This window comes from Actinomadura rudentiformis, from assembly GCF_008923185.1.
Classification (GTDB): Bacteria; Actinomycetota; Actinomycetes; order Streptosporangiales; family Streptosporangiaceae; genus Spirillospora; species Spirillospora rudentiformis.
In genome coordinates, this window is record NZ_WBMT01000009.1 from 324,775 (window position 1) to 344,209 (window position 19,435).

The 19,435-nt window shown below is 70.2% G+C and carries 13 protein-coding genes; 6 read left to right on the forward strand and 7 right to left on the reverse strand.

Annotated elements, in window-relative coordinates; genetic code table 11:
• Positions 1 to 32 precede the first annotated feature (32 nt).
• Entirely contained in the window at positions 33 to 902 is an 870-nt protein-coding gene (locus tag F8566_RS21185; RefSeq protein ID WP_151562433.1) for an NAD(P)-dependent oxidoreductase, read from the reverse strand.
• 111 nt (positions 903 to 1,013) lie between these two features.
• On the opposite strand from F8566_RS21185, the gene F8566_RS21190 reads away from it, so the two are divergent.
• A complete protein-coding gene (locus F8566_RS21190; RefSeq protein WP_151562435.1) occupies positions 1,014 to 4,136 on the forward strand; it encodes a BTAD domain-containing putative transcriptional regulator in 3,123 nt (1,040 codons plus the stop codon).
• Here the strand turns inward: F8566_RS21190 and F8566_RS21195 are convergent.
• Positions 4,090 to 4,794 (reverse strand): ferritin-like domain-containing protein, encoded by a 705-nt coding sequence (locus tag F8566_RS21195; protein WP_151562437.1) that lies wholly within the window; start codon positions 4,792 to 4,794, stop codon positions 4,090 to 4,092. The genes F8566_RS21190 and F8566_RS21195 overlap by 47 nt on opposite strands.
• Before the next feature lie 145 nt (positions 4,795 to 4,939).
• Here F8566_RS21195 and F8566_RS21200 point away from each other — a divergent pair, with 145 nt between their 5' ends.
• Complete coding sequence (locus tag F8566_RS21200; protein WP_151562439.1) at positions 4,940 to 7,705, forward strand: hypothetical protein; 2,766 nt, start codon at positions 4,940 to 4,942, stop codon at positions 7,703 to 7,705.
• On the opposite strand, the gene F8566_RS21205 is transcribed toward F8566_RS21200, so the two are convergent.
• From F8566_RS21205 to F8566_RS21215, 3 genes are all read right to left on the reverse strand, one after another.
• Positions 7,683 to 8,045, reverse strand: a complete 363-nt coding sequence (locus tag F8566_RS21205) for a phage holin family protein (RefSeq protein WP_151562441.1) — start codon at positions 8,043 to 8,045, stop codon at positions 7,683 to 7,685. The two genes, F8566_RS21200 and F8566_RS21205, sit on opposite strands and share 23 nt — an antisense overlap.
• Positions 8,046 to 8,116: 71 nt before the next feature.
• Positions 8,117 to 10,969 carry a helix-turn-helix transcriptional regulator gene (locus tag F8566_RS52655; RefSeq protein WP_151562443.1) on the reverse strand — a complete coding sequence of 951 codons (2,853 nt, stop codon included), beginning with the start codon at positions 10,967 to 10,969 and terminating at the stop codon, positions 8,117 to 8,119.
• Between the two features lie 29 nt (positions 10,970 to 10,998).
• Entirely contained in the window at positions 10,999 to 13,650 is a 2,652-nt protein-coding gene (locus F8566_RS21215; protein ID WP_151562446.1) for an MGH1-like glycoside hydrolase domain-containing protein, read from the reverse strand.
• A gap of 188 nt (positions 13,651 to 13,838) precedes the next feature.
• Between F8566_RS21215 and F8566_RS21220 the strand changes: the two genes are divergently transcribed.
• Positions 13,839 to 15,104 carry an erythromycin esterase family protein gene (locus F8566_RS21220; protein ID WP_192809784.1) on the forward strand — a complete coding sequence of 422 codons (1,266 nt, stop codon included), beginning with the start codon at positions 13,839 to 13,841 and terminating at the stop codon, positions 15,102 to 15,104.
• A gap of 47 nt (positions 15,105 to 15,151) precedes the next feature.
• On the opposite strand, the gene F8566_RS21225 is transcribed toward F8566_RS21220, so the two are convergent.
• A complete protein-coding gene (locus F8566_RS21225) occupies positions 15,152 to 16,129 on the reverse strand; it encodes a GlxA family transcriptional regulator (protein ID WP_151562448.1) in 978 nt (325 codons plus the stop codon).
• A gap of 98 nt (positions 16,130 to 16,227) precedes the next feature.
• On the opposite strand from F8566_RS21225, the gene F8566_RS21230 reads away from it, so the two are divergent.
• A complete protein-coding gene (locus tag F8566_RS21230) occupies positions 16,228 to 16,632 on the forward strand; it encodes a hypothetical protein (protein WP_151562450.1) in 405 nt (134 codons plus the stop codon).
• Positions 16,633 to 17,148: 516 nt separating this feature from the next.
• Entirely contained in the window at positions 17,149 to 17,301 is a 153-nt protein-coding gene (locus F8566_RS50015; RefSeq protein WP_192809785.1) for a hypothetical protein, read from the forward strand.
• 168 nt (positions 17,302 to 17,469) lie between these two features.
• Here F8566_RS50015 and F8566_RS21235 read toward each other — a convergent pair whose 3' ends face one another.
• On the reverse strand, positions 17,470 to 18,258 hold the full coding sequence (locus tag F8566_RS21235) for an IclR family transcriptional regulator (RefSeq protein WP_151562452.1): 789 nt from the start codon (positions 18,256 to 18,258) through the stop codon (positions 17,470 to 17,472).
• Positions 18,259 to 18,446: 188 nt separating this feature from the next.
• On the opposite strand from F8566_RS21235, the gene F8566_RS21240 reads away from it, so the two are divergent.
• Positions 18,447 to 19,343 (forward strand): U32 family peptidase, encoded by an 897-nt coding sequence (locus F8566_RS21240; RefSeq protein ID WP_151562454.1) that lies wholly within the window; start codon positions 18,447 to 18,449, stop codon positions 19,341 to 19,343.
• Positions 19,344 to 19,435: the final 92 nt, after the last annotated feature.

The window sequence follows — 19,435 nt, forward strand, 5'->3', positions numbered from 1 at the left end:
CCCGAAGGTCGCCGCGAAGGGCCTGATCGGCGTCAGCGGGCGCCGGTGCTGAGGAGTTCGACCAGGCGGGCGAGGCCGTCCGCGCCGTGCCCCTCGGCCACCGCACGGTCGAGCAACGCCTGGAACGGGATGAGGAGCTCCGGGCTGACGCCCTGCTCCCTGCTGGCCTCGATGAGGTTGGGGAAGCCCGCTGCGTTGTTGGTGAGGCTGGAGACGTCCGTCAGGTAGTCGCCGGAGTCGATGTGCTCCGCCTGCCTTGGGAGGCCCGCCATCATCGCGGTCACCCAGGAGTGCACCATGGGCGTGGACTCCGACGCCTTGACGCCCTCCGTACGCAGGAGCGCTATCGCCTGGTAGTAGCCCGCGAACATGCCGTACATCGCGCTCAGCAGGCCCAGGTCATAGAGCGCCGCCAGGCCCGGGTCCGTGCCGACGTACTGCGCCGTGCCCAGGCTGCCGAGCTGGTGCTCGTACGTGTCGAACGCGCGCCGCGATCCGCTGTAGAGGATCAGTGCCTCCGGCTGGGAGATCATCGGCGGGACGGCCATGATGCCGCCGTCCACGTACTCGCCGCCGCGTGCCGTCACCAGTTCCGCCAGCTCGCGCGCCTGGCGGGGCGTTCCGTTGGTGAGGTTGACGATGACGCGGCCGGCCAGCGTGTCACCGGCGGCCGTCAGGACCTCCCGCACGTTCTCGTTCACCGAAAGGCAGAGGACGACCAGCGGGCCGGCGGCGATCGCGTCGCCGGCCGTGTCCGCCCGGGTCGCCCCCTTGGCCACGAGGGCATCGGCCTTGTGCGCCGACCGGTTCCAGACGGTGGTGGCGTGGCCGTTCTTGAGGAACGCCTCGGCCAGCGCAGTTCCCATCAGTCCCAGGCCCATGACCGTCACGGTGTTCGTCATTGCGAATCTCCTTTGATCAGTGGCGTTCGTTCGTTCGCCGCCGGACCCACCTTGGGCGAGCGCGCTTCGGGTGGGATTCGGGTGCCCTTCGGCTGCCATACGGTGAGTGACATGCGCTTCGGGGTGCTCGGTCCGCTGGAGGTGTGGACGGACGGCGGCGAGCGGGTGCGGGTCCCGGACCTCAAGGTCCGCGCCTTGCTGGCCGATCTGCTGGTGCACCAGGGACGTGCGGTGCCGGCCGACCGGCTGATCGACGATCTGTGGGGAGACCAGCTTCCGGCCAACCCGGCGGCGACGTTGCAGGCACGGGTGTCGCAGCTGCGCAAGGTCCTGGCCGGAGCCGAGGACGGAGCCCGGGCCCTGGTCGTCTCGCGGCTGCCGGGTTATGCGTTGCGGATCGAGGCCGGGGCCCTGGACGCGGAACGGTTCGAGGAACTGGTCGAGCGGGCGCGCAAGACAGGGGATCCGCGGGCCTGGGGAGAAGCGCTCGCGCTCTGGCGCGGCGACGCGTACGCCGACTTCGGTGACGCCGAGTTCGCGCGCACCGAGATCGACCGGCTTGAGGAGTTGCGGCTGACCGCGATCGAAGAGTGGTCCGAGACCACGTTCGAGAACGGCTCCATGAGTGATCCCATGACCGGTTCCGGGACTGGCTTCGGAACGGCTTTCGGAACGGCCGAGTTCGGTGCCCTGGTCGCCGCGCATCCATTGCGTGAACGGCTGCGCGCCGCGTACATGCGCGCCCTCTACCGTGCGGGCCGCCAGAGTGAGGCGCTCGCGAGCTTCCAGGACTTGCGGGAGCGGCTGCGTGACGAGCTCGGCCTCGATCCCGGCCCGGAGCTCGTCGCCCTCCAGCGGTCGATCCTCCACCACGAGGCGCGTGCCCGGACGAACCTGCCCGCGCCGGTCAGCGAGCTGGTGGGCAGGGCCGAGGCCGTGCGCGACGTGCGGGCGCTGCTCCGCAAGGGGCGTCTCGTCACGCTCACAGGTCCGGGTGGTGTGGGCAAGACCCGCCTGGCTGTGGAGAGTGCGCGCGGGCTGGAGGAGGAGTACGCGGACGGTGTCCGTCTGATCGAACTGACGGCCCTCGGTGACCCGTCCGTGGAGGGCGCGGCGTCCGCCGTGGCCGCGAGCCTCGGGTTGCGGGACGAGGCCGCCGTACGCTCCGCACCCGCCGCCCGGCTCCTCGACGCTCTCGCCGGGCGGCGGATGTTGCTGATCCTCGACAACTGCGAGCACGTGATCGAGCCGGTCGCCGCGCTGGCCGCTCAGATGTTGCCCGCCGCGCCGGAGGTGCGCCTGCTGGCCACGAGCCAGGAGCCGCTGGGCATCTCCGGCGAGCAGGTGTGGTCCGTTCCGCCGCTGGAGACGCCGTCGGCGGTCGAGCTCTTCGTGACGCGGGCGGCGGCCGCCGCTCCCGGGTTCGGGCTGGGACCCGGCGACGCCGAGGCCGTCGCCGCCATCTGCCGCCGCCTCGACGGCCTCCCGCTGGCCCTGGAGCTCGCCGCCACCAGGGTCCGCGCGATGGACGTGGCAGAGCTGGCCGACCGCCTGCACGACCGGTTCCGGCTGCTGTCGGCGGGACGGCGCGACGCCCCGGCCCGCCAGCGCACGCTCCGGGCCATGATCGACTGGAGCTGGGAGCCGCTGAGCGAGCCCGAACGGGCCGTCCTGCGCCGCCTGGCCGTGCATGTGGACGGCTGCACGCTGGAGGCGGCCGAGCAGGTCTGCGCCGGCGACGGGATCGAGCCGGGGGAGGTCCTCGACCTGCTCGCGCGGCTCGTCGACCGGTCACTGGTGGTCCGGGCGGACGGACGGTACCGCCTGCTGGAGTCCGTCGCCGCGTACTGCGCCGAACGCCTGGAGGAAGTGGGCGAGCGGACGGCGGTGCTGCGGCGGCGCGACCGCTACTACACCGAACTGGCCGAACGAGCGGAGCCGCACCTGCGGGGACGTGACCAGCGGCGATGGCTGGACCGGCTGAACGCCGAGACCGCCAACCTGCGTGCGGTCATCCGGGAGAGCGAGCCGGAAACGGCGTTGCGGCTGGTGAACGCGCTGACCTGGTACTGGTTCCTGAGTGGGCGCCTGGACGAGGCGCGCCGGGTGCTGACCTCGGTGCTGTCCAGAGCGGCCAACAGTGAGGGCGGCCCTGCTTCCGCCCGCGGGAGGGCGTCCGCGTGGCTGGCCGGTTTCACGATGCTGGAGGGCGAGGGCGCCGACCGCACCGACCTGACCGAACAGGCCCTCGATGGCCTGTGCGAAAGGCGCGCTGAAGTGGAATGGCTGCTGGGCTTCGTCCGGACAGGCTTCGGTGACGTCCCCGCGATCGACGAGTTGCTCACGCGCGCCCTGGCGGGCTTCACAGCTGACGGCGACCGTTGGGGGCAGGCCGCCGTTCTGGTCACGCGGGCGGGCCAGGCCATGGCCCGCGGCGAGCTCGCCGCGGTGTCGCGTGACGGCGAGCAGGCCATGGGGTTGTTCCGGGATGCCGGCGACCGCTGGGGACTCCTCCAGGCGACCGAGGTGCTCGGCGTGCTGGCGGAGGCCGTCGGCGACTACGAAAGGGCCGCGCAGCTGCATCGCGACGGGCTGGCCATGGCCGAGGAGCTCGGATCGTACGCCGAGGTCTCGTACAAGCTCTCCCGGCTCGGCCGGATCGCGCTCCTGAGCGGCGACCACGCCGAGGCCGCGGAGCTGCACGAACGCGCCAGGCAGATCGCCGCTGAGCAGTCGCACAAGCGGATGGAGCAGTTCGCCGAGATCGGCCTGGCCCTGGTGGCCCGGCGCCGCGGTGATCTGGACGCAGCTGAACGGTATCTGCGCACGTGGGTCGGCTGGATCCGGGAGGTGGACGGCGCTCCGGGCCTGGCATTCGTGCTCGCCGAACTCGGCTTCGTCGCCGAGCAACGCGGCGACGCGCGGAGAGCGGCGGAACTCCACTCCGAAGGGCTCGCCGCCGCCCGTTCGACCGGCAATCCCCGCGCGGTCGCGCTCGCCCTCGAAGGCCTGGCCGGAGCCGCCGCACTCGATGGGAGGGCGGCTGAGGCCGCGCGCCTCCTCGGCGAGGCCGCCGCCGCCCGCGCCGCGGCCGGTGCCTCCCTTCCTCCGGCCGAACGTGGTGACGTCGACCGGATCACGGCAGTCGTGCGGGGCATCCTCGGTGAGGAGGATTTCCACTCCGCATTCACCGGCGGCTTTGCATCAGGGCGGACGCCTTCCGCGACTGCTTGACGACGTCGGTGACGAAGCGGCGCCGCGTCACGCCCAGCGTTCCGAGTGCGCGCCCGTGGTCGACGGCGACGACGATCGCGGCGCCGAACAGCAACACCCGCCAAAGAGCGATGATTGTCCGGTTGGTCTTTCGCAATCGGTCGCAATGGAACGGGATGTGCCGTTCTTCGTCCGTGTGGAGGCGGCGCGCGACCTCGGCCGTCAAAGGGTCGCCCGTACCGTCCCGGAGGGCTCGGTAATAGCGCAGCGCGACGAGCTCGGCGACCATCAGCACGAGCAGTTCGACCCGCAGGCCCATGGCCCGCCGCAGCTTCACGAAGATCACGTCGCTCCAGTGACGGGAGATGGTCGGTGCTCCCGCCGCGTGCAGGAGCAGTCCCAGCAGACGCGCATGGTTCTTCTCCTCGGCGATGAAGAGCCTGATCGCCGCCGAGTAGTCGGCGTCCCCTGCCCGGTCCGCCTTGCGGATCAGGTTGGCGCCGTCCCCGGCCTCGCCGACCTGCATGCGCTGGAGGCTGCGGACGAGCGCCGCGTTCAGCCGGGCACCGCGGGCCCAGTCGGGGTCCGGCGTCCGTTTGCGAGCTGCCGCCTCGTCCTCGAACCGCTGCCGCCAGCCGAGCACTTTCCGCGTGTTCGTGAGTTCTGTGGAAACCGGCATGGCGTCCTCCCGATGAGTCGATTCCCGATGAGCCGTTGCCGGTCCTACTCAAGAGGTCATATGTGGAGCGCTCGCCGCCGAATCGTGGAGGGACTGTGCAGAAATTCGTTTCTGTTCGATTGGCGAAGTCGGTCATGCTGTCGGAATGAAACTTCGACTTGCGGGCGGTGTGGTGGCGGGGGCGGGCCTTGGCGCCTGGGTGCCCCGGCCATCCGGTCCCGCGAGGATTCCGGCGGACGCCGAGGCGCCGCCGGGCGCGGCCATCGCACTGGGCCCCGCCGACGCCCCCGTGGAGGCGGTGCGGCACGCGGCCGCCGGGCTGGCCGAGCTCGTGCGGGCCGGTGGCACCGTCGCGGCGGGCGCCGGGGTCGATCTGGGCGGCGGGTTCCGGTCGGCGTGCCTTGACGGGGCCCGCGGTGATCAGCGTGACGCCGTGCTGGCCGCGCTCAGGGTCCTGGGAGTCGAAGGGGCCGGGCGGCTGGGCCCGCGAGCGGGCGTCCTGGTCGCCCTGTTCGGGCCCGACGCGACCAGGCCGGTCGGCGCGGCCGCGACACGGGCGATCGCGGAGGGCCGCTGGGCGGCGCTCCACCTCGCGTCGGCCGCGAGCGACATGCTCGGCCCGGAGCAACTGGAGCAGATCCTCGCCCTGACCGAGCCGGAGTGCGGCGGGCTCATCCCCGGCGGCCTGCCTTCGGCGCTCGCCGCCAACCTCCGCCCCGTGCTGGAGCCGATGCCCGGGCCACGCCGCCTGCAGCTGCTGCTCGACCTGTGGGCCGCGGTCTCGGCACACCTGATGGCCCGTCACGACGCACGTGTCCGGCGCGAGCGGCGGCTCGCGACGCAGGCGCGCCAGGACCGGCTGGACGATCTCCGGAAGCGGCGGCAGGCGTACGAGGACGAGCAGATCCTCCGGCAGGTCAAGTACTCGCTGCACGACACGAACCCGTCGATGGCGGACATCGCGCGCTGGACGCCGACCCACCACTACTGGTACCAGGTGCTCAAACGGCTGCTGAACGACGCCTTCGCGGCGACTGCGCTGCTACGGACGGCCTCGGCAGTCGGGGACCATGGCATGGCGGAGGGGCTTGCCCGCTCCGTGACGATCCTCGACGCCGTCCTGAGCTGCGCCGACGAGCACCCGGAGAAGCGCAAGTCCACCGGCCTGCCTCCCCGCCCACTCCGCTACGTACGCGACATCCGGGGCGAGCTGAAGAAGTTCGCTAGGCTTTCGGATGATCGGGTCGCGCAGTATGCGAAGCAACGCCTGGCCCGTGCCCGGGCTTACGCGGAAGTGACCATCGAAGCGATCACGGACGTGCTGGACAGGGAGCTCCCAGTGCCCGAGGACGTGCTGGCCAAGTGGATCACGTTCGACCTGGGCACCTGGCGCGAGAAGGCCGGGTACGCACGGCCGCCGGCCAATTGGGGCGGGTTGCAGCCCTGGGCAGCCCACGTGCCAGGGCGAGGCGACCCGCTCGCCGCCCGCCTCGCCGAGGACCCGGCGGCCAAGGAGGTCATCGGCGACTTCCTCTGGTACGCCGACCTGATTGACGAGCTCGCCCGCCTGCACGGACACGACGCCGCCACGATCTCTCCCTATCACCCGTGGTTCGATCACGATCCGCCGGCACCGGAACCGGAGCCCCTGACCCCGCGCCTCGATTCGGTCACCCTCGCGATCTCTGGCGCCGCCCAGCTGGTGGCCCTTGGCGGTGTCACCCGCGGCGCGAAGACCTGGTCCGCCCTGGTCGACGATCTCCGCTCAGGCACCACGATCGCCGAGGCCCTCAGTGGCGAGTTCACCGTTCCGCCGCCTCTCGACGCCGTGGACGGCACGCCCGTCCCGGGCACCGGAGCGCGCGTCCGCATAGCGCGTACCGCCCGGACACTGGCCGAGTGGTCCGACTACATGGGCAACTGCATCGCCAGCCCGGGCTATGTCGAGGACGCCACGAGAGGAAAGAGCGTGCTCCTCGCGCTCTACGACAAGAACGACCTCATCCTGGTCAACGCGGAGCTCGTCCCCACCCGCTCGGGCTGGCACGTGAGCGAGATCGCGGCGCGCTTCAACGACTCGCCCGACGCGACGATCGAAAAGCGCTTCCGCCGCTGGGTCTCGAACCTCCCCGCCATGACCCCGACCGAGCCGGAGCCGCCGTCTCCCGACTGGGCACCGCCGACTCGTCGCCGTGTCCGCCCTCGCCTCGCCCAGGACGTCGGCCCCCGCCTCGGCGAGCTGGCCACCCAGGCCTGGGCAGATCAGGTCACCCCGGCCACCCTGACCGTCCTGGCGGCCGTCGCCGACACCCCTCCCGAAGCGGCGCTCACCCAACTCCGCCGCATGTCGGCCGCGCAACTCCAAGGGGCTTGCCTGCGCGCCAACGCGGTCGATCTCTGGAGGGCGACCTCGGTCCGGCCCTTGGACACGGTCGTCGCCGAGCACTTCGACCAGCTCGGCCTGCTTTTGGAGAACGAGCCGCTCCCGAGGGCGTTCCGCCAGCTGGTCCGCCTTCCGGAGGTCGCGCCCGCCTACTCGCTCAGCCTGGTGTCCCGCCGCATCCGCGCCGCCATGGGCGACCTCACGTGCCAGAACGAACTGTCCCTGCCCCGGCGCACCCCTGCCGCCATGCTCTGCGCGTTCGTCGTCGCGGTCACGTGCCGGGCCCCCGAGATCGATCTGACCCTGATCGCCGCGCCCCGCGCCGTCACGGTCCCCGGATTCCCCGTGTCGGCCCTCAACGACGAGCTCTGGCAGTCCGCGCTTCCAGCGGCTCGCGAACTCGGTGCCGACACATCGGTCTTCTGGGATCGGATCGCCGAGGACGGTCTCCGCATCCCCACCCGCTGGCTGGGCCCGGGCGGCTGGCCCGCGTTGTGGGCCGGTGCTACTTCGTCGCGTCGGCGATGACCTCGGCGACCTGCCGGGCGGTCTCGGTCGGCAGGGGCGCCCGGGTGCCCCGCCATTTGCGCCGGGCCGCCAACCCCGCCAGGGCGGCCCCGCCGCCGAACGTGGCGGCCGTGACGAACGCCGCCGCCTCGGGCGGCAGCCGCTTCTCCAGCAGCAGCACACCCAGCCGATAGGACGCCGCGGCCGACATCAAGCCGAGACCGCCCGCGACGGCGCTGAGACTCAACGCGGGTACGTGTTCCCTGGCCTTCTCCGCCATCTCCCGCTGCGCCGCGCCGACGACGTAGTGAGCGAGCTCGAACCTGTCACCGGCCTCCTCTACCTGACGTGACTTGCTCATGGCCGTGCTCTACCCCGCCATTCCACTCGAACACGCGACAGGGCGAGCGAGGGTGGACGGAAGGTGATCAGTTAGTCGAGGCCGATGCCCAGGCGTCTGGCGGTGGCGGCTGCTTCGGTGCGGTTGGCGGCGCCGAGTTTGGCGAGGATGTTGCTGACGTGGACGCTGGCTGTCTTGGCCGAGATGAAGAGCCGTTCGGCGATGTCGCGGTTGGAGTGGCCGAGGCTCAGATGGCGCAGGACCTCCAGCTCGCGGGCGGTCAGGCCGTGGGATGACGCGCGGGCGCCCGAACCGATCCGGTCGGCCAGGTTCTTGGCGGTGTCGCGCAGCGTCGTGGCGCCGAGGCCGGTCGCCAATGTGACGGCCTCGTCGAGGCGGATGGCGGCGCGTTCGCGGTCACCGCGGGCAGCGTCGGTCTCGGCCGCGCTCACCAGGGTCTTGGCGATGGAGTACGGCTGGTCCAGGCGCCGCCAGCCGTCGATGATGGGCTGCCAGTGGGGGTTTTCGCCGCGCAGCCGGGCGAGTTCGGCGTAGAACGTGTCGTGCTGGACCTGCTGGAGGGGGCCGTGGACGGCGGTGTCTTTGGCGCGTTCGATGAACGGAGTCAGGGCGTCGGCGGATTCAGCCGCCCTGACCGCGACGATCAGGCAGGGCCAGGCATAGCGGGCGTCGTCGGGGCGGCCGGTGTGCTTCAGCAGTTCCGACAGGTGGGCCAGGGCCTCTTCGGGCTTGCCCTGGGCCACCAGCAGCTCGGCTTGGAGCCGCACCATCGGGAGGAACTCCTGGAGCCGCCGGTCGATCTCCCATGCCCTCGTCTCCTGGCACAGCGCCAGGCGCCGGGCGGCGCCCTCCAGATCGCCGCAGGCGAGCAGGATGTCGCCGGAGAGCTCGAGCAGGCAGGCGCGGTGGGGGCGCGGCGGATCGCTCTCCAGGGCCCGTTCGATGCCGGCGAGCGCCTCGTCCCAACGGCCCAGCGAGTAGAGGGACTCGGCGTAGTTGATCGACAGGAAGGAGCCCTGGATCCGGAACCGGCCCCACTCGCGGGCCAGGTCCATGCCACGGCGTGCCGTCTCGACGGACTCGGCGTGCCGCCCGGCGCCTTCGAGGAAGTGAGAACGGTTGATGGCCGCGCGGAGCCGCTGCTCCTCCAGGCCGTGCTCGGCGGCGATCTCCTCGGCCCGGTCCAGCAGCTCGGTGTCGTGGGAGTCGTAGGCACGATGGTCGTCCATGCAGGCGAGGGTCTGCAGCGCGCTGGCTTCGGCGAGCGGGTCGCCGACCTCCGCCGCGACGGCCAGCGCCTCCTCCGAGGCCGTGCGGGCATCGTCGTTCGCCCGGCCCATGAACACGTACTGCGCGAATCCCGCGAGCGCGCGGGCCCGCGCGACGGTGGGCGGCTCGACCGGGATCAGCGCGATCGCCGCGCGCAGGTCGGCCAGCCAGTCGCCGTGGCCCGCCCGGTGCTTCATCTGGCCGCGCCGTTCGAGGATGAACGCCCGCCGGTGCGGGTCGTCGATCTCGCGGAGGGCCGCGGTGGCGAGCCTGATGCCCCGCTCGCTGTCGCCCGCCGAGTCGGCGGCGGTGACGGCGTACTCCAGCACCTTGTCGTACGGCTCGCCGATCTTGGAGGTCGCGTCCGGGACCCGTTCCCACAGCTCCAAGACGCGCTCCAGCATGCGCAGATCCTCGGCGTACGCGGCGGCCCGGTCGGCCTCCTTCGCCGCCCGCCAGGCGCTGATCAGCGCCCATTCCACGTTGTGGGCCGCGTGCCAGTGGTAGGCCAGCTCCGCGGCGGCACGCCCGGGCGGCACCAGTGACCGGTCGTTTTCGAGCGCCTCGGCGTAGCGCGTGTGCAGCCGGGTGCGTTCGCCGGGGAGCAGGTCGTCGTGCAGTGCCTCGCGGATCAACGCGTGCCGGAACGCGTAGCCGTCGCCGTCGACGGCGAGCACGTTGCCCGCGACGGCGGGCCGCAGGTCCCGCGTCATGCCGTCCTCGCCGAGGCCGCTGACGGCGGCGAGCAGCCGGTGCTCGATGCGGGCGCCGCCGGCGCTGGCGATCCGCAGCAGCTCCTGGGTCTCGTCCGGCAGGCGCTGGACACCGGCCAGCAGCAGGTCGCGCAGCGACTCGGGCAGCTCGCAGGCGATCCGCCCGTCCGCCTCCATGAGCGCCTCGACGAACAGCGGGTTGCCCTCGCTGCGGGCGTAGAAGGCCTCGACCTGCTCGCCGGCCGGCTCGACGCCCCGCAGCCGCGCCATCAGCTCGCCGACCTCGCGCCGCGACAGCCGGCCGAGCTCGTGCCGCCCGACCCGGTCGATCCGGTCCAGCTCCGCCAGCATCGGCCGGAGCGGGTGCGTGCGGTGCAGCTCGTCCGACCGGTACGTCACCACGATCATCAGCGCCGCGACGGCGCCCAGGTTGCGCACGAGAAAGGCCAGCAGATCCCGGGACGACCGGTCCGCCCAGTGCGCGTCCTCGATGATCAGCACCACCGGGCCCCGCTCCGCCAACCGGTCCACCAGGGTCAGCACCAGCTCGAACAACCGCGCCTGGAACTGCCCGGACCCGTCGTCGCCCGGCTCGCCGAACTCCGGCAGCAGCCGCGCCAGCCCGGCCGTCCGGCCGCCGACCAGCTCCGCGACGCCGTCCGCGCCGATCTCCCGGACGAGCTGCCGCAGGATGGCGGTGAACGGGGCGAACGGGAACCCGTCGACGCCCAGCTCCAGGCAGCCGCCGGTGAGGAGGCGGGCGCCCTGGGCACCGGCCCGCCGCCCGAACTCGCGCATCAGCCGGGTCTTACCGACCCCCGCCTCGCCCCCGACCAGGAGGGCACGGGCATGCCCGGCACGGACGTCGGCGAACGCGGCGTCGAGCTCGCCGAGCTCCGCACCCCGCCCGACCAGCACCGGACTCACCACACTGACGCTCACTCCTTAAATATGCCACCGAAGCGGACAGCTCATGATGTCCGCACCCCCCTCGCTGTGGAATGGTCGTAGAGCACCATGAAGGCGCCGACCAGGGCGGTCCAGCCCGTCTGGTGGCTCGCCCCGATGCCCGCGCCGTTGTCACCGTGGAAGTACTCGTGGAAGAGAACGAGATCCTTCCAGTGCGGGTCGGAGTGGAAGACGTGCTGCCCGCCGTACACCGGACGGCGGCCGTCCGGACCGCGCAGGAAGATCGCGGTGAGGCGCCGGGTGAGCTCCTCGCTCACCTCGAAGAGCGTCATCCGGCGGCCCGAGCCGGTGGGGCACTCGACGGTGAACTCGTCGCCGTAGTAGGCGTGGAGATTCAGGAGCGCGCGGATGATGAGCGCGTTCATCGGCACCCAGACCGGCCCGCGCCAGTTGCTGTTGCCTCCGAACATGCCACTGTCGGACTCGGCCGGGAGATAGGCCACCCGGAACGTCTGCCCGTTCACCTGAAACTCGTAGGGGTGCTCGGCATGGTGGCGGGAAAGCGACCGGACGCCGTACGGGCTCAGGAACTCCCGCTCGTCCAGCATTCGCGCCAGCACGCGCCGGAGCTTGTGCCCGTCCAGCAGCGACAGCAGGCGCCGGCCGCCCGCGCCGGGGGTCCTGGCGGCGGAGATCCGTTCCGCCAGCTGCGGATGGCGCTCGGCGAACTCACGGATCTTGTCGAGCAGATCGCGGCGTTCACCCTCGGGACGCGGCAGGAAGACGGTCGAGGCGCAGAGCGGCAGCAGCCCGACGAGCGAGCGCACGCGCAGCCGCATGGCGTCACCGTAGGGAAGCCGGAGGACGTCGTAGAAGAACCCGTCCTCCTCGTCCCACATCTCCTCCTTGACGTTGCCGATGCGGTCGATGGACGCGGAGATCCACAGGAAGTGCTCGGCGAACTTGACCGCCATGTCCTCGTAGACCGGGTTGCCGTCCGACAGCTCCATCGCGATCTGCATCATCGACTGCGCGTAGAAGGCCATCCACGCGGTGCCGTCGGCCTGGTCGAGCTGCCCGCCGGTCGGGAGCGGGGCGCTGCGGTCGAAGACGCCGATGTTGTCCAGGCCGAGGAAACCGCCCTGGAAGGCGTTGTTGCCGTCGGGGTCCTTGCGGTTGACCCACCAGGTGAAGTTGAGCAGGAGCTTCTGGAACACGCGCTCGAGGAAGTCGCGGTCGGCGTGGCCGGTCCGCCGCAGCTCCTCGCTGTAGACGTAGCGCGCGGCCCAGGCGTGGACGGGCGGGTTGACGTCGCTGAAGTTCCACTCGTACGCGGGAATCTGGCCGTTCGGATGCAGATAGCGATCGCCGAGCAGCAGCTCGATCTGATGCTTGGCCAGATCGAGGTCCACAGCGGCCAGCGCGACCGCATGGAACGCCAGGTCCCAGGCGGCGAACCAGGGGTACTCCCACTTGTCCGGCATCAGGATGATGTCGCCGGCCATCATGTCGAACCAGCCGTGGTTGCGGCGGTCCGACGGCGTCCACGGATCCAGATGGTGTTCGGCCAGCCATGTCTCCACGTCGTAGAGGTAGTACTGCTTGCTCCACAGCAGCCCCGACATGGCCTGCCGCATCACCAGTGCCTCGTCCGCGCTGAGGTCGCCGGAGAGCTCGGCGTAGAACGCATCCGCCTCGGCCCGCCGCTCGCTGAGCACCTGCCCGGCGTCGGCGAGCGAGCTTCCCGTGGCAGGCAGGCTTTCGTTGCTGAGCCGCAGATCGATGGTCGTCTGCTGCCCGCCTGGGACGACCAGCCGGTAGTGGGCGGCCGCCTTGGTGCCCGTACGAGCCGGATTGACCGCGTCCTCGTCGCCGTGGATCACGTACCGGTCAAATGCGTCCTTGACGTAGGGCGAGGCGTTGTGGGAGCCGAAGACACGCTTGTGGTTGGTCTCGTTCTCGGTGAAGAGCAGCTCCGGTTGCCCCTCGCAGTGAAGGCGGTAGGTACCGAGCTCGCGATGCTCTGCCCTGATGACCCCAGGCTCGTCCTGGCGCAACGCCGGCTTGTACGTGTCGCCGCCGCTCCATGACCAGGTGTTGCGGAACCACAACGTCGGCAGAACGTGGAGCACTGCCTCTTCGGATCCCCGGTTGGCCACGGTCACGCGTACGACCAGATCGTCCGGACTTGCCTTGGCGTACTCGGTGAAGACGTCGAAGTACTGGTCTTCGTCGAAGACACCGGTGTCGAGCAGCTCGTACTCGAAAGTGAGCTTGTCGCGCTCCCGGTTGGTCCGGATCAGTTTTTCGTAGGGATACGCGGCCTGCGGGTACTTGTAGAGGTGCCGCATGTAGGAGTGGGTCGGCGTGCTGTCCAGGTAGAAGTAGAGCTCCTTGACGTCCTCGCCGTGATTGCCCTCCCCGTTGGTGAGCCCGAACGGCCGTTCCTTGAGGATGGGATCCCGCTCGTTCCACAGCGCCACCGACAGGCACAGCCGCTGCTGGTCGTCACTGATGCCGCCGAGACCGTCCTCGCCCCACCGGTAGGCGCGCGAACGGGCGTGGTCGTGCGGGAAGTAGTTCCACGCGTCGCCGTTGTCGCTGTAGTCCTCGCGGACCGTGCCCCACTGGCGTTCGCTCAGGTACGGGCCCCACCGCCGCCATGGCGCGTCCGGGGCCGCCGACTCGCGCAGCCGTTCTCGTTCAGCGTCCATGGTCTCAGCCTCCGCCCGGCGGCCCGCGAGCACCCGCCCACGTCCGAAACCGGCCGTCCTGCTCATAGATGTCCGATCTTCGGTTGTCTGGCCGGCTGCCGGAGCAACTGGTCCAGCCCCCCTGCCGGATAGGTGTTTCAGCTGGTGGGGAGGGGTAGATCTCACCTCGCCGGGGAGGTGGGGGAACGATGGTGCGTGAGATGGCCCTTCCGCTGGAGGAGGAATCCGATCTCAATCCGCTGCTGGATCGGATCGGGGATGCCCGCTGCGTCCTGCTGGGCGAGGCCAGCCACGGCACGCATGAGTACTACGCCTGGCGCGCCGCGTTGAGCCGGCGCCTCATCGCCGAGCACGGCTTCTCGTTCGTCGCCGTCGAGGGGGACTGGCCGGACTGCTGGGAGATCAACCGCAGCGTGACGACGGGCGACCGTGATCCGCGCGATGTGCTCGACGGCTACCGGCGCTGGCCGACCTGGATGTGGGCCAACCAGGAGACGGTGAACTTCTGCCGCTGGCTCCGCGACCACAACGCCGGGCGACCCGGGGGAGCCGGTTTCTACGGCCTGGACGTCTACAGCCTGTGGGAATCCCTCCGCGCGGTCATCGATCACCTGGCGGTCCACCGGCCCGAGTACGTGGAGACGGCACTGGCCGCCTACCAGTGCTTCGAGCCCCACAACGAAGATCCGCAGTCGTACGCGTTCGCCCCCGACGACTGCACTGACGAGGTGCTCGCCCTCGTGACCCGGCTGCGCCGTACGACGTCCGCGGACGACCTGAACGCCGCGGGCCGTACGACGTCCGCCGACGATCTGAACGTCCTGCAGAACGCGGAGGTCGCCGTGGGGGCCGACCGCTACTACCGGGCGATGCTCGGCGGCGGCTCACGATCGTGGAACATCCGCGACATCCACATGGCCGACACCTTGGATCGACTGCTGGACCACCACGGCGACGATTCGCGGGCCATCGTGTGGGCGCACAACACCCATGTGGGCGACGCCCGCGCGACCACCATGGCGGACGCCGGGATGGTCAATCTCGGCCAGCTCGTCCGCGAACGCCATGGCCGCGAACGAACGGTCATCGTCGGATTCGCCGGCGGCGCCGGAGAGGTGGTCGCCGCCCCCCGCTGGGGCGACCCGATGGAGATCATGCCCGTCCCGGCGGCCCGGCCGGGCTCCCTGGAGGCACTGTTGTGCAAGGAGGCTCCCCATCACTCTCTCTACATCTTCGCCGACGACCCGGATGCCGCTTGGCTGACGTCCACCCTCGGGCAACGCGCCATCGGCGTGGTCTACGACCCGCTCCGGGACTACCGCAACTCTGTCCCCACCAGACTCGGCGACCGCTACGACGCCCTCTGCTGGTTCCACCGCACAACGGCCCTTCAGCCGCTCCACATGGAAGCCGCCCAGCAAGGTGAACTGGAGACGCTTCCCACGGGTGTCTGAATAGCCTGGATGCCGGAGTTGAGCGGAGACCTGCCTGGTGTGCGACCTCAAATCTGACGTGCACCAGTGGAGGATTGGGTGGCGCGATATTGGGAGGGCGGGATGCCGTATCGGGCGATGAACGCCTGGCGCAGCGTTTCGACCGTTCCGAAGCCACAGCGCGTCGCGACGGCGGCCATGGGCAGCGTGGTGGAAGTCAGCAGGTGAGCGGCGGCCTCGGTTCGGGCCTGCCGTACGAACCGGCCGGGTGACTGGCCGAGGTTCTTGAGGAACAGCCGGGTCAGATGCCGCTCGCTGACGCCCGCCTGTGCGGCGAGCGTGGCCGCGGTGAGGTCGGCGTCCAGGTGCCCCGTGACATGGTCGACCACCTGCTTGACGAGCTCGTTGGCCGGCGGCGGGGCGCTGGTGAACATGCTCATCTGCGCCTGGTTGCCGGGCCGTTGGAGATAGGTCACCAGATTGCGGGCCACGCTCCGCGCCACGCCGGCTCCGTGGTCCTCCTCGACGAAGGCCAGGGTGAGATCAAGGGCGCTGGTCACACCGGCAGCGGTGCACATTTCGCCGTCCCGGATGAAGATCGGTTCCGGGTCGAAGGCGACCTTGGGGTAGCGGGAGGCCAGGCTCGGCGCCCACCGCCAGTGGGTGGTCGCACGCCGGCCGTCCAGCAGGCCGGAGGCCGCCAGGATGCTCGCGCCCGTGCACACCGAGGCGATACGGCGGCTCTCCCTGGCCAGCCGGCGGACATGGGCAACGATCACCCCGTTGTCGGCCGCCGCCAGGTGCCCGATCCCTCCCGACACGATGAGCGTGTCGAGCGGCCCGGCGACCCGTTCGAGCGTCTCCTGGGCGAGGAGCGTGAGACCGGTGCCGCACGTGATCGGGTGGCCTCCCGGGCTCGCCAGGCGGACGTGATAGGCAGGCTTGACGCCGTGCAGGTTCGCGACCCCCAGGCTCGTGGTGATGCAGGCGATGTCGAGCAACTCTGCCGCGTCGTATCCGACGACGACCACACGCCGTTCGGTCATGGGCCGAGCCTACGGTGGCAGGACGCACTCCCCAAGATTCCGGACGAACCCGAGCGCGCCGCCTTGGCCGGCTCCGGCGAGGGCACGACAGTGAACGCATGACACAGATCGCATCAACCCGCCGCCCCTGGCTCCGCTTCACCCGGCACTACATCGAAATGATCATTGCGATGTTCGTCGGAATGGGTGTCCTGGGAGTGCTCTTCGCCGTCGCCGGACTCGATTTCTCCTTCGAACGCGACCCCGAACTGGCCTACCTCCTCATGGCGTTCAACATGTCCGTGGGCATGGCCGTCATCATGCGCTTCCGCCGCCACAGTTGGCCCGCCACGTTGGAGATGTGCGGAGCCATGTTCGCGCCCGTGGTGCCGCTCTTCCCGTTGCTCTGGCTGAACGTCATCGACGGCGAGACCGTGATGCTCGTAGCGCACGTGGCGATGTTCCCGCTGATGCTGGGCATCATGTTTTGGCGCCGCACCGAATACACCGGATGCGCAGCCTGACGACCAGCCCGCCGCGATCGCAACGCGCACTCTGGTAGAGGATGGTGATGTGCAACCCCGCTCCCACCTCTGCACGGAGAACTGATGTGGTTCAGACGTGCGTCGCGCAAGCGTGACGCAGAGCCCCCTGGCTGTAGCTCGTGCGCAAGGAGACCGGCTGATCCTGAGCCCGTCCTGAAGTGTCCGGGCTGCGGAGCCGACTCCGCCATCGTCGCGACCTCCATCGCCTACCGGACATTGAGAGAGGGGCCACAGGCCAGGGCGTGCGAGACATGTGAGCTCGTCACGATCGGCATCGAGCCAGAAATGGTGTGCCCGGCCTGTGAGCAGCTCTACTCGGACATCAATGACCGGTTGAGCGCACGATTCGCCCGCGTTGGTCCTGGCGACCCTGCCGACGCACCGTGCGTCGGTTGCGGTTATTACGTATCGCGCCCGAACCCTCCTGGACCGACCCTTTATTTCGACATCGACTGCCAAGGTTGCGATGCCAAGTTCCCTATCGCGGAGCAGGAAATGACGGTCGGCCAGGGCATGCACATAGCGTGCAACGACTGCGCCACCGTCACGGTCGTCCCGAGCACCGTGTGGTGCCCCAACTGCGGGCAGCACCTCCGCAAGCACGGCATCCCCGAACTCGTCCGCGACGCGACCCGGAGCAGCCGCTGATCATGGGAGCCCGTCGACGAGTGACCGGGCACCGGCCGGCGCACCGACAGCACCAGGATTGAGCGGGACACAGGTGTTGGGCTGATCGGAACGGCCTTTTATCGGATTGTGGTCCGGGTCTTTTCGGGCGCTTTGTGGCCGGATGAGGTCTCGCTTGCCGGCGTCGGGCTACGTACGCCGAGCAGCTGAGGGCGTCGGGCGGTGGCCCAGGCGGCGGGAGAGAACGGCTGCGCCCTCTTGGACGAGGGCACCCCATTCCCGCTGGCGCTCGTTACTCCAGCGCAGGGACGGCACCGAGATGCTCATGGCGGCGACCATGGCGCCGGTGTGGTCGTAGACCGGAGCCGCCACGCAATGGACCGCCTCGTTGGACTCGCAGTCGTCGTAGGCGATGCCGCGTTCACGGATCTCGGCCAGGTGAGTCCGCAACCGGGCGGGAGAAGTGATGCTGCGGGGGGTCATGCCCGGCAGCTCACGATCGCGTGGATAGCGGGCGTCGAGCGCCTCGGCGCTGAGCCCCGACAGCAGCACTTTGCCCAGGCCAGTGCAGTGCGCGGGCAGCCGGCGTCCCACCGCCGACACGAGCCGTACGGAGTGAGTGCTGTCGGCCTTGGCGATGTAGACGACGTCGGTGCCGTCCAGGATCGCGACCTGGACCGTCTCGTCGCAGCGCGCGGCCACCATCTCGGCCTCACGGCGGGCCTCGTGGGCGAGGTCGAGCTGGTCGGCGACGACGGCGCCGAGCTGGAACAGCCGCAGGCCCAGCACATAGCGCGTGGGCTGGCCGGGGACCGGCGCGAGGTACGAACGATCGGTCAGGGTGCTGAGCAGCTCGTGCACCGTGGTGCGGGGCAACCCCAGCTGCCGGGTGATGTCGGCCGCCGAGAGAGGCGCGCTCTCCAGGAAGAGCTCCAGGATGTCGAGGGCGCGGGTGACGGCGGGTACGGCACGGCCCACATCGTTCCCCTCATCGGACGGCTTACGGGATATCGAACTCAGCGTAGGGAGCCGCCCCACCCGCGTCAAAGACGAAACCCGGCTTAATGGTCATGAAAGAGGCATTGACGGCTCCTCCGAGGAGATTTACGTTTCAGGTTCAGTCGCATATCTCGAACTGTGTTCGAGATATCGAGCAAGGAACCCACATGCAGTCGACCAGGGACTTTCTGGCCTCATTGGGCCTTCCCGGACGTGATCTCGGAGATCTGCCGACCTCGGCCAAGCGGTTTCCCGACGGCGCCCAGTACCGGGTGGAGATCCCCTCAGTCGAGGGGCCCGAGCCGTTCCACGCGGTCCTGGACGCGGCCAAGGAGCACGAGATCCGCATCCACCGCATCAGCCAGGGCAGCGGCATGATGCTGCTGACCGACGCCGAGATCCAGGAGATGGTCGCGCTCGGCCGCGAGCACAAGGTGGAGATCTGCCTGTTCGTCGGTCCCCGGGCGGCATGGGACGTGGGCATCCAGGTCGCCTCACCGTCCGGACGGGTGGCCGCGGGAACGCTGCGCGGCGCCGACCAGCTGGTCTACGGCATCGAGGACGTCGTCCGGGGTTGCGGGCTCGGCGTCCGCAGCGTCCTCGTCGCCGACGTCGGGCAACTCTGGGTGCTCCGCCGGATGCGGGAGACCGGCGACCTGCCGCCGGACCTGGAGTTCAAGGCCTCGGTGTCGTTCCCCTCGTCCAACCCGGCGACCGCGCGGCTGCTCGCCGAACTGGGCGTCACCACCATCAACGTGCCCACCGACCTCACGCTCGCGCAGATCGCCGCGATCCGCCGGGCGGTCGACGTCCCGCTGGACGTCTACGTGGAGGGGGCGGACGACTTCGGGGGCGCCGTCCGCTACTACGAGGTGCCCGACCTGGTCCGGGTCGCGGCCCCCGTCCACCTGAAGTTCACCGTCCGCAACGCGCCCGGCATCTACCCCTCCGGCCATCACCTCGGGCCGCTCGCCGTCTCCACCGCACGCGAACGTGTACGGCGGGCCGCGATCGGCCTGTCGATGCTGGGCCGCTACTACAAGGAGGCAATAGCCAGTCCCTAACCCAAGTACCGCAAGTCTCCAGCCACGTCACTACCGCGCACCTGACCGCACCACCGCTGCGGATCTCTGGCCGCACCATCATTGCGGCCTCA

Excerpts from the sequence above, each read along its gene's own strand:
- F8566_RS21185 (WP_151562433.1), bottom strand. The coding sequence starts at position 902 with ATGACGAACACCGTGACGGTCATGGGCCTGGGACTGATGGGAACTGCG.
- F8566_RS21190 (WP_151562435.1), top strand. The coding sequence starts at position 1,014 with ATGCGCTTCGGGGTGCTCGGTCCGCTGGAGGTGTGGACGGACGGCGGC.
- F8566_RS21195 (WP_151562437.1), bottom strand. The coding sequence starts at position 4,794 with ATGCCGGTTTCCACAGAACTCACGAACACGCGGAAAGTGCTCGGCTGG.
- F8566_RS21200 (WP_151562439.1), top strand. The coding sequence starts at position 4,940 with ATGAAACTTCGACTTGCGGGCGGTGTGGTGGCGGGGGCGGGCCTTGGC.
- F8566_RS21205 (WP_151562441.1), bottom strand. The coding sequence starts at position 8,045 with ATGAGCAAGTCACGTCAGGTAGAGGAGGCCGGTGACAGGTTCGAGCTC.
- F8566_RS21215 (WP_151562446.1), bottom strand. The coding sequence starts at position 13,650 with ATGGACGCTGAACGAGAACGGCTGCGCGAGTCGGCGGCCCCGGACGCG.
- F8566_RS21220 (WP_192809784.1), top strand. The coding sequence starts at position 13,839 with ATGGTGCGTGAGATGGCCCTTCCGCTGGAGGAGGAATCCGATCTCAAT.
- F8566_RS21225 (WP_151562448.1), bottom strand. The coding sequence starts at position 16,129 with ATGACCGAACGGCGTGTGGTCGTCGTCGGATACGACGCGGCAGAGTTG.
- F8566_RS21230 (WP_151562450.1), top strand. The coding sequence starts at position 16,228 with ATGACACAGATCGCATCAACCCGCCGCCCCTGGCTCCGCTTCACCCGG.
- F8566_RS50015 (WP_192809785.1), top strand. The coding sequence starts at position 17,149 with ATGACGGTCGGCCAGGGCATGCACATAGCGTGCAACGACTGCGCCACC.
- F8566_RS21240 (WP_151562454.1), top strand. The coding sequence starts at position 18,447 with ATGCAGTCGACCAGGGACTTTCTGGCCTCATTGGGCCTTCCCGGACGT.